The sequence below is a fragment of the Mesomycoplasma ovipneumoniae SC01 genome (assembly GCF_000218525.1).
GTDB lineage: Bacteria > Bacillota_I > Bacilli_A > Mycoplasmatales > Metamycoplasmataceae > Mesomycoplasma > Mesomycoplasma ovipneumoniae_A.
The window spans coordinates 46,457-56,438 of sequence record NZ_AFHO01000002.1; the positions used below are offsets into that span (position 1 = coordinate 46,457).

At 28.3% G+C, this 9,982-nt stretch carries 10 protein-coding genes, 5 tRNA genes and 1 pseudogene; 12 read left to right on the forward strand and 4 right to left on the reverse strand.

The features are described from left to right. The first annotated feature begins 92 nt into the window (after nt 1-92). The 11 genes from MOSC01_RS0100380 (at nt 93) to MOSC01_RS0100430 (ending at nt 6,211) form a co-directional block, all read left to right on the forward strand. Nucleotides 93-773, forward strand: a complete 681-nt coding sequence (locus MOSC01_RS0100380; protein ID WP_010320854.1) for a hypothetical protein — start codon at nt 93-95, stop codon at nt 771-773. Nucleotides 774-782: 9 nt separating this feature from the next. Further along, on the forward strand, nt 783-2,939 hold the full coding sequence (locus tag MOSC01_RS0100385) for a phenylalanine--tRNA ligase subunit beta (RefSeq protein WP_010320855.1): 2,157 nt from the start codon (nt 783-785) through the stop codon (nt 2,937-2,939). A 25-nt stretch (nt 2,940-2,964) separates the two neighbouring features. Further along, entirely contained in the window at nt 2,965-3,162 is a 198-nt protein-coding gene (gene rpmF, locus MOSC01_RS0100390) for a 50S ribosomal protein L32 (protein WP_010320856.1), read from the forward strand. Between the two features lie 70 nt (nt 3,163-3,232). After that, a tRNA-Asn gene (locus tag MOSC01_RS0100395) sits at nt 3,233-3,307 on the forward strand. Nucleotides 3,308-3,309: 2 nt separating this feature from the next. Next, nucleotides 3,310-3,385: transfer RNA gene (locus MOSC01_RS0100400), tRNA-Glu, on the forward strand. Nucleotides 3,386-3,391: 6 nt separating this feature from the next. Continuing rightward, nucleotides 3,392-3,467 (forward strand) — tRNA-Val (locus MOSC01_RS0100405). 3 nt (nt 3,468-3,470) lie between these two features. Beyond that, nucleotides 3,471-3,546, forward strand: a tRNA-Thr gene (locus tag MOSC01_RS0100410). Nucleotides 3,547-3,575: 29 nt separating this feature from the next. Then, a tRNA-Leu gene (locus MOSC01_RS0100415) sits at nt 3,576-3,659 on the forward strand. A 42-nt stretch (nt 3,660-3,701) separates the two neighbouring features. Next, on the forward strand, nt 3,702-4,544 hold the full coding sequence (gene truB / locus MOSC01_RS0100420) for a tRNA pseudouridine(55) synthase TruB (RefSeq protein ID WP_010320857.1): 843 nt from the start codon (nt 3,702-3,704) through the stop codon (nt 4,542-4,544). Between the two features lie 7 nt (nt 4,545-4,551). Further along, nucleotides 4,552-5,364, forward strand: coding sequence for a YcsE-related riboflavin metabolism phosphatase (locus MOSC01_RS0100425; protein WP_010320858.1), 813 nt, complete (start codon nt 4,552-4,554; stop codon nt 5,362-5,364). A gap of 1 nt (nt 5,365) precedes the next feature. Then, nucleotides 5,366-6,211 carry an FAD synthase gene (locus tag MOSC01_RS0100430; protein ID WP_029513057.1) on the forward strand — a complete coding sequence of 282 codons (846 nt, stop codon included), beginning with the start codon at nt 5,366-5,368 and terminating at the stop codon, nt 6,209-6,211. Here the strand turns inward: MOSC01_RS0100430 and MOSC01_RS0100435 are convergent. Both MOSC01_RS0100435 and MOSC01_RS04805 read right to left on the reverse strand, forming a co-directional pair. Then, nucleotides 6,198-7,013 (reverse strand): MurR/RpiR family transcriptional regulator, encoded by an 816-nt coding sequence (locus MOSC01_RS0100435; protein ID WP_010320860.1) that lies wholly within the window; start codon nt 7,011-7,013, stop codon nt 6,198-6,200. The two genes, MOSC01_RS0100430 and MOSC01_RS0100435, sit on opposite strands and share 14 nt — an antisense overlap. 290 nt (nt 7,014-7,303) lie before the next feature. Beyond that, nucleotides 7,304-7,831, reverse strand: coding sequence for a hypothetical protein (locus MOSC01_RS04805; protein ID WP_010320861.1), 528 nt, complete (start codon nt 7,829-7,831; stop codon nt 7,304-7,306). Nucleotides 7,832-8,210: 379 nt separating this feature from the next. On the opposite strand from MOSC01_RS04805, the gene MOSC01_RS0100445 reads away from it, so the two are divergent. Continuing rightward, complete coding sequence (locus tag MOSC01_RS0100445) at nt 8,211-8,654, forward strand: hypothetical protein (RefSeq protein WP_010320862.1); 444 nt, start codon at nt 8,211-8,213, stop codon at nt 8,652-8,654. Nucleotides 8,655-9,000: 346 nt separating this feature from the next. Here the strand turns inward: MOSC01_RS0100445 and MOSC01_RS04810 are convergent, their stop codons facing one another. Both MOSC01_RS04810 and MOSC01_RS04820 read right to left on the reverse strand, forming a co-directional pair. Next, nucleotides 9,001-9,195, reverse strand: coding sequence for a hypothetical protein (locus MOSC01_RS04810; protein ID WP_010320863.1), 195 nt, complete (start codon nt 9,193-9,195; stop codon nt 9,001-9,003). A 9-nt stretch (nt 9,196-9,204) separates the two neighbouring features. Further along, nucleotides 9,205-9,976: pseudogene (locus MOSC01_RS04820) on the reverse strand (IS256 family transposase); the annotation flags it as partial. Nucleotides 9,977-9,982 lie beyond the last annotated feature (6 nt).

Below are 9,982 nucleotides of genomic sequence, written 5' to 3' on the forward strand. Positions count from 1 at the left end.
TTTTGCTTTAGTAAGTTATGCTATAATTTTACCTTATTTAATTTAAATCTCTTTTTTATTTTAATATTTTAAAACATAAAAACTCTTAGATCATGCCAAACTCACTTAATTTAATATCACTTTTAACTAAAAGAATTGTTGATTTTTTATCTATCTACGGTTTTGAACACATTAAATCTGATGAACTGACAACTTTTGAGAAAAATTTTGTAAAGCTAAATATTGACAAATCACACCCTGCTTTTGACCCAACACAAAGTCTTGTTTTTGATAGTCAAAATTTGTTGGCCACTCATAAAACTGGCGTTTCAATTGAAGCAATTGCAAAATATCCTAATCAAGAACGAGCTTTTTTTTCTTTTGGAAAAGTTTTTCGAAACGACGAAGAAGACTCAACTCATTCTCATCAATTTAATCAATTAGATTTAGTTGCAACCGGAAAATACACTGTCTCACATCTCAAAGGATTGCTTAGTGATTTGCTTGAATTTGTTTTTGAAACAAAATTAGAAACCCGTTTTCGCCCGTCATATTTCCCATTTACGCAACCTTCTTTTGAAGTAGATATTTTTTATCAAGGGCGTTGAATTGAGGTTTTAGGATGTGGACTTTTACACCCAAAAGTTATGAAAAATGCCGGATTTACTGATAAAAATATTTACGGAATTGCCGCTGGAATTGGAATTGAAAGGCTAGCTGCTATTAAATTCGGAATAAGTGATATTCGTGAATTTTACAAAAATGATTTACGTTTTTTAAAACAATTTTGATAGGTAAAAAAAATGCTTTTTTCATTAAGAAGATTAAAAAAAATAGCTAATATTGATCATATTAGCGACGAAAAAGTGATTGATGCTTTGATTAGTCTTAGTTTTGAAGTTGATAAAATTTCAAAACTAAACGAAATCTCCGGCATAAAATTCGGAAATATTCTTGAAGTTAAAAAAAATGAAAATGCTGACAATTTACTGATTTGTCAAGTTGAGTTTGACGACAAAATAAGACAAATTCAAACTGCAGCAAAAAATGTCCAAAAAGACAAGCAAGTTTTAGCTTTTGTGCCTGGTTCAACAAATGGAAAAATAACTTTTGAAGCTAAAAAATTGCGCGGTCACATTTCTGAAGGAATGCTAGTTTCAGCTAGTGAATTAGGTTTTAGTTCTAAACTTTTAAGTCCAGAACTAGACCAAGGAGTTCTTGTTTTTGATCCAATTTTTGATCTAAAACAAAATCCACTTGAAATTTTAGAATTATCTGACCTAATTTTAGATATCAAACTTTTATGAAACCGTCCTGATGCAAATTCTTATTTAGTAATAGCAATTGAACTTGCTGCTTTTTTTGGCACAAAATTAGATCTTGAGTTTGATAAGCTAAATTTTGATAGCAAAAACAAATCAAATTTAGAAATTATTGTTGAAAAAAATGAGTCAAAAGTTGCTGCTATTGAGATTGAAAAAGTCCCTAATCTTGCCCTAGTTGATATTTTTTTACTTTTAAAATCTGGGATTAAAATTACTGATTTTAGCCAAAATTTTGCAAATTTTGTCTTAATTTACACCGGTCAGCCATCTTATTTTTTACAAACAAATAAAGATCAAAACCAAATTAAATTAATTTATCAAGATACAAAATTACCTGAAATTCAAAATTCATTTGCTACTTTTCAATTTTGAAACAATGATGAATTAATATTAATTCCTGAAATATTTCAAAAACCAATAGAAAAAGATCAAAATTTATACTTAATAATGCCTAAATTTGACTCAGCAAAAATTAGGCAAATTAATCATAATTTTAATTTAAGCAGTCTCTCAGCAAGACAATTGGCAAAAAATTACAGTCAAGGAACAACACTTTTAAGCTTGATTTTTTTAGAATTTTTCCTTGAAAAATTAGGAATTAATTTTTCTGCGCCAGTTAATTTTGACAAAAATCAATTTGACCAAACACCTAGCATTAATTTTGGACTTGAAGAAGTCCAAAATATTTTAGGAATCGAACTTGAGCAAAAAGATTTTGAAAAAATTAACCTAATTCTCAAAAAAATCTATTATAATTTTAATTCTGACAGTTTTTTAGCACCATTTTATCGTGTTGACATTGAATTTTTTGCCGATTATGCTGCCGATTTTCTTAGATTTTATGGACTTGAAAAATTAGGAAACAAAAAATTAGCTAAAGTAGAGAGATCGATTTCTGTTATTGATCCAAAACCAATTCAGCTAAAAACTTTAGGTTATTTTGAAGCTAATTCATTCCTTTTAATTTCCCAATCAGAAAATTTTAATCCATTAAATTTAAAAACTCAAACCTTATCAACTTATACATCTCAAGAACATACAACAATTAGATATTCACTTGCCTGACAATTAGCAAAAATTGTAAAATATAATGTTAAGCGAAAAATGAATGATATTAGTCTTTATGAAACAGGTACTGTCTCTGAGAAATATCAAGTTTTTGCCATGGCTTCGACAGTTTATAATCTTGAAACTCTAAAAGATCATTTAAAAATTTTATACAGTGATAAGTTTAGTTTTAAGCCTGCCAAATCTGAATTTCTAAATCCATCAATGTCACAATTTATTTATTGAAATAATGTTTTAGTTGGCTGAGTTGGACAAATAAGTGAAAAATATGATTACCAAAACATCAATTTTCTTGAAATAATTGTTTCAAAAATTGATTTTGAACATAAAAATGAACTTGTTAAGTTCGAGCCATATGATAATTCGCAACTTAAATATCGAGATATTACGCTATCTTTAGGAAAAAATGATATTCCTGACACTTATTTAGATGTTATTAAAAAAATTCCAGAAATTTTTTCAATAAAATTAAAAGATTATGTTATAATTAATAATCGCCAGAAAATTACTTACAGAGTAACTGGAACTGACAAGGTTTGTCAGGAAATAGATAAATTTTATAAATAATTTCTTCTATTTTTAAAGGAAAAAAATGGCTATAGTTCCGAAGCGAAAAACCTCAAAACAAAGAAAACATAAACGAAATTCTCATTCAGCATTAACATTGCCAAACCTTGTGAATTGCAGCAATTGTTCTAATAAACAATTACAACATCATGTTTGTCAATTTTGTGGATTTTATAAGAATCGTAAAGTTATAAATTTCCGCGCAATCAATGATAAACATTAACAAGAAAATTTTTTAAAAATTTTCTTGTTAAAATAAAATTTTATAGTATAATTACTTTTGGTTTTATTTTGCCGATTTAGCTCAGCGGTAGAGCAGCTGGCTGTTAACCAGTTGGTCGCAGGTTCGATCCCCGCAATCGGCGCCATTGGCCCGTTGGTGAAGCGGTTAACACACATGGTTTTCATCCATGGATTCACGGGTTCGAGTCCCGTACGGGTCACCAAAGTTTGGAAGATTAGCTCAGCTGGGAGAGCAACGCCCTTACAAGGCGAAGGTCAGGGGTTCAAGTCCCTTATCTTCCACCATTAGCCACTTTAGCTCAGCAGGCAGAGCAGTCGCCTTGTAAGCGAAAGGTCGTAGGTTCGATTCCTATAAGTGGCACCAACTTTTTAGATAGAGTTTCTAAGTTATGCGCGCAAGTGGTGAAATGGCAGACACGCTAGATTTAGGCTCTAGTGCCTTCGGGCGTAAGGGTTCAAGTCCCTTCTTGCGCACCAACTTAAGATCAACTTTTAGTTGATTTTTTTATTTTTATAGCAATGGTTACATTCCTTTATAAGCCAAAAAATATTAGTTCTGCGACTTTTTTAAGAAAATGAGCAAAAATAAACTCAATCAAAAAAGCAGGTCACTCAGGAACTCTAGATCCTTTTGCATCTGGTTTGTTGTTAGTCGCTACTGATGATGATACAAAATTATTGCCTTATTTAGATCAAGAAAACAAAACTTACATTGCGCAAGTTAATTTCGGTTTTTATTCAACAACTTTTGATATAGATGGGGAAATTTTTGCCTGTAAATCCACAACTTGAGTCACTAAAACAGCGCTCGAGTCCAAATTGTTAGAATTAGAGCAACAAAAATTACAGGTGCCGCCAATTTATTCAAGTAAAAAAATTAGCGGGAAACGCGCTTATGAATATGCTCGAAATGGTAAAGATATAGAATTAGCACCTATTAAAATAAAAATATCTAAAACCATTTTATTAGAATTTAATGAAAAAAAACAAATCGCAACAATACTCTGAGAAGTTTCAAAAGGTTGTTATATTCGTTCACTGGCTAATGATTTAGGTAAAATGCTAAAAACCGGTGGATATTTGTCCGAATTAGAGCGTGTTAAAATCGGTAATTTTGATTTTTCATTTGTTAATTTGGCTTTGAAAATACAGAATTTTCTTGATTTTCCGCAAATTTTGCTCAATTCAGATCAACTTATTGAACTTTTTCAAGGTAAAAAAATTAATTATTTTACCAAAGACAGCGAATTTATTCAGCTTGTTTTTGATGAACATTTGGTTGGTTTTGGCAAAATAATTAACAATGAACTAATACCAACAAAAATTTTTGGTAACAAAGTTAAAAACTTAATAAAAATTTAGGCTTATAATGAATAAATTTAAAATTTTTGCAACAGATATTGATGATACAATTGTGCCCCATGGTGGTCAAGAAATTCCCGAAAAAATAAACTTGCTTTTTTCAAAATTAAAAGAAAAAAATATTATCACAACTTTTGTAACTGGGCGTGATTTTGTGACAATTGGGGAATTAATTAATGCAAAAAATGTTGATTACTTCATTGGAGCCAACGGTGCTTTCATTTTTGATTTCAAAAAAAAGCAAATGATTTATGAAAACCCTATTAAAATCAGTGATTTTTTAAAAATTGTTGAGTTTTTTGATCAACACAAAATTCGTTACATAATTATGGACTCTGAGTGAATTTATACCTCAAACTACTTTCCGCAACATTCTTCAAAGTTTTTAAGTCCGTATTTTGATAAAATGAAACCATTAAAAATGTGTAATTTTAAGAATAATTTCCACATTTTTACAGTTGTTGATGATCAGGATACAACTTCTGAAATACAGTTAAAATTTGAAGAATTTGCCGAAAAAAATAATCTAAATGTTAGTGTCAGTTCAAGGTGATCATGAGGATTTTTCATTGGCGCAAAAAACGTTGACAAAATGCAGACTTTAGAAATTCTTGCAAAAATGAATAATGTTGAAATTCACGAAATTATAGCCTTTGGTGATTCACGAAATGACACTAAAATGTTAAAAAATGTTGGCTTTGGTGTTGCAATGGAAAACTCAACAGTTCCAGAGGTAAAAGAAGCTGCAAAAGATATTGCCCCACCTGTAGATTCTTTTGGTGTTTATCTTAAAGCAATAGAATTAAACATAATTGATTAAAATGACAAAAGTCTTTTATTATCCAAGCTCAAAATTTGATTTTGCTGATCCTATTTTTGTTCTGGGTGGATTTGAATCATTTCATTTAGGTCATCTTGAACTTCTTAAAAATGCAACAATTTTAGGGCAAAATGTTATCTTAATGCTGATTAGAGATCCATCAAAACTACCAAAAAATACAGGCAAAAATTTCACTGATCTTAATGCTCGCATTCAAATGATGGCTAATTCAGGAGTTGAAAATATTTTAATTTTTGACTTTGATTCCAAAATGCAAGAACTTGAGGGACAAGAATTTATTGAAATTTTTTTAAATTATGGTGCTAAATTTTTTGTTGTTGGCAAAAATTTTAGTTTTGGCAAAAACGCTAGTTGAAATTCGAAGAAATTACAAAATTTCTTCCCCAAAACTAAAATTATTGATCATTTAGCCGAAAACAATAAAAAAATTTCAACAAAAAATTTAAAACTTTTCCTTGAATTTGGTGATTTTGAAAATTTAAATAAGTTTTTGGCTTCAAATTTTTTAGTTAGCACGTACATTAATCCAGAAGGAAAATTTGTCTGAGACTCAGCATTAATCTGTCCTGCTTCAGGTATTTATCTTGGCTATTTTGTTAATATAAGTGAAAATATAAAATTTCCGGTCATTATTCATATAGAATTTGATAGCACAACCGGAAAAGTTCATTTTTTTGAACAGCCAAATACACATTCAGGTTTTCTTGAGATTATCAAGCAGATTCGCCTTATTTATTCACAAAAAAACAATGTCTTGAAAGATCAAGACATTGAAAATGCAAAGCACTTATTCAAAGAACAGCATACAAAAATTAGTCAAATTTAGTTTTTCTATGTCAAACACGCATAAATTCGGTATATAAATCTGAGCGGTTAACATTTAGTTCTCTTTGAAGTTTTGTAGTTAATAAGTCTGCCACAAAAAGTTGGGATATTTTTGCACCAATCGAAAAAAGACTATTATTTTGCTCTAAATTATCAACATAAACAACTTCTGAATATTGAGTTGGCTCGATTGAAATATTAGAAGTAATAAAAGTAGTATAAATTTGTTGTTGTTTTAATAATTTAGAAATCGTAAGTGCACTTTTTGAAGTCATAGAAGTTGAAAAAATAAATAAACAAGTATTCATAGGTGAATCAACTCAGGCAGCTATATCTGTGATTGAATTAGCCCTAAAAGCATTTAAGTGTAAATTTCTTAAATTATTTGTAAATTCAGTTGCAGCTATTACGGATGCGCCAGCACCAAAAATAATAATTTTATCCATTTTTAACATCATATTAGCAATTCGATTAATTTGATTAACATCTAAAATTGCCAAAGTTTTTTCAATGCTGTGAGCATAAAGTAGGTTTATGTTCTCAATTTCATCATTTTCATTATATAAATTGTTTTCTTTATCGATTTTTAGTCATTCAATTACGAATTTTTTTAGTTCTTTAAAGTTATTAAAACCAAGTTTTTTAGTTAATTGAGTAATTGTTCCGACGCTAATAAATAAAATTGCAGCAAGTTCGTTAATTGTAAGTTCCACAAACTTTTGTGGTTTTGTTTCTATGAAACGAATTATTAGTTTTTCAATATGTGTTAATTTAAAATTTTTCGAAATAGTAAGTACACTCATAATAATTTAATTATACTAAAAAAATAAAAAAAATTATATAAATTTTATAAATTTTTATACTATTAAAAAAATTTATAAAATCAAGGGGTAAAACTCCGAAAAAATTATTTTTAAACACAATTATAAAGTAAATTTAGCACATTTATTTATATTTCATTAAAAAATTTTTCTCACATTTTATGATTCAACCTTAATTTTTATAAATTTAATATTAGCAAACCATTTTCCACCAAAATTCTCTGAGCTAAATTCACTTTTGATATGATCTTCAGCCTAAATTCGGAAAACTTTTACTCTTTTGGTGCCGCTTTTACTTTCCTTTTATAAGCTGATGATTTTATTCCTAAAAATTCGTAGTGTTTTTGAAATACGTACGTGGATACAAAATTTCCCTCATTTTTGTAAATCTTATATAGGGCGTCGCGACCTTTTGCTTTTCGATTTAAAATGAAAGTTTTACTAATTCACTCAAGTAGTTTTTCATCATAAACTATTTCCTTTGGTGGTTTTTTCACCCTTATTTTTTCATAAATCGAACTGCGATTAACATTTAAAATACTAGAAATTCTAGTGCTATTTTCGATTTTATCTTTATATTTTTCTTGTTCTTGTTTTCGTTTTTTAAGCTCCTCAACAACAATTGCGTGCTTAATCCCTGATCTTCTAAGAACATTTTCCACTATTTCTTGATAAATTACACGATCATTTTCAGAAAGATCGTTAATTGTATATTTCCTTTTTGGTTTGCGTGGAGATTTGTTTTTCCCACTAGCACTTATTGGAGTTTTCATACCATTATTATAATACTTTTTTGCCATTTTGCTATCAAATTATTGCCATATATATGCAAATTTCATTCTTTATTCACATTTTTATTTTTCGATTTATTTTGTAAATTTGTCTAAATTCTTCTTAAAAAGGTAAAATTTAATTTTTAATCCTTTAGTTTCAGCAATTTTAATGTATTTAAGTTTCTCCTCAACTGCGAATTTGTATTGTTTCGTTTTGACACACCTTTTTTCGAATGCGTCTAAAATTAGTATTCTAACTTACTTACTTTTTTTTTTTTTTTATTGTACAATTTATTATTAGAATGAAACAAAATAATATTGACGTTACATTTTAACCCTTATAGATTTAAGCTATAAATTAGTAAAAAAATGAACAATTTCATAATTTGGAGGACTTAACTAAATAATGAAAACATTTAAAATAAACGAGGAAAAATTTCTTAAACCTACAGACTCATATCAAGTTGCTTATGAACAAATGTATTCACTCGATAAAAAAGTTATTGTATTAAAACCTTACAACCTTACTTATCAACAATTACAAAGTACACCTATTAGAATAGTACTTTGCAGCACTTATTTTTATGGAGTTATTGCTGAATTTAGAATTACCCGGCAAACCCAAATTATTGAACTTTTTAAAATACTTCAACGCTTAGATTTTACTGAAAATTGAATTGCTAATATTTTAAACACAATACTAAACAATTGAGAAGATCAATTTAAAAATAAGGACCTAGAACTTTGAACTTTCCCAAATACACCAGAGAAATTTTACAAATCAGTATTTAACGACAAACAAGAACCCTACTGAAAAAATGGTTTTAGGGTTAGGGAAGTCAAATTCTAACAAGTTAATTATTGCATGCAATTTTGAAACCCAGACTATAATAAATAATAAGCAATAAGTAGGAAAAAAGTTATTTAGTAGACGTTGCATGTAAAGAGCATATAAGTAAAGCCGAACTTACAAAATAGAAATAGACCACATCCATCCACCTATTAATAACAAAATATTTACTTTAATAGTACTAATTTTGACCTAAGTACTATTAAAGTATGTTTTGAGTATCTAGTTAATTTAAGAGCTACACAAAAATAAATATATTTTTTCATAATTTAAAGAATTTTAATGATTTTTCGTGAGTGTTTATAATTTTGTGTTTTAAATTTTTATGGATTTTTCAAATAGAAATCTAATTTAATTTTACATTATTTAATCGATTAGGGAAAATAATTTCTAATTGTTTTTTAATTGTATGTCAATTTCTTACCTGCCTTTGTCATTTTTTAGATGCATTTTGGAGCGCTAAATAAGTTATTTTTGAAAGGTAATTCACACTTTGAATTGCGTCTTCTATTTTTGTATTTTTCCTAATTAATTTATTCACTGATTCAATTGAATTTGTCGTATAAATTGCTTTTCTTAATTCATATGGATATTTGAAAAATGTCGTTAATTCAACGAAATTTGTATACTAAAACCTGATAATTGAAGGATACTTTTAGCATCATTTTTTCACAAATTAATCAAGATTTTGCATTGCTGATTCTTGATTAATCGCTTGATAAATCTTTTTCATATCAGAGAGAAAGTCTTTTTTGTGTTTGTTAGAAACTTTTAAAAGCGAGTTTCTAATTTGGTGAACAACATATTTTAACATCTGCTTCCGGGAAAACCGCTTCAATTGCTTGACTAATTCCGCTTAGATTATCGCAAGAAATTATTGTAACATCTTGCAGCCCGCCAGTTTTTAGTTCGCCAAAAACATCAACTCAATTACTTGCTGATTCGCTATTTTTAATCCAAAATCCTAGTACTTTTTTATTCCCCTGCCAATCAATTGCGAGAATAAAATAAAGTGATTTTTTGACAAAAACACCGTTTTCTTTGACATTAAAAAACATCCCATCAATGTACAAAATTGGATAGGAATTCTCAACTTTTTTCGATTTTCACTTTTCAATTTCAGGTAATAATTTGTCAGTAATTGAAGAAATTCAGGCCTTACTTATTTCGTTTTTATAGATATTTTTTATTGTGTTAGTAATATTTTCATATGACATCCCTGATGCAAAAAGCGAAAACACTTGCTCTTCAATATCCCCTAAATTTTTTTCGTATTTACCGAGTAATTTGTTCTCAAAAGTGCCATTTCGATCTCTTGGTATTTTTAG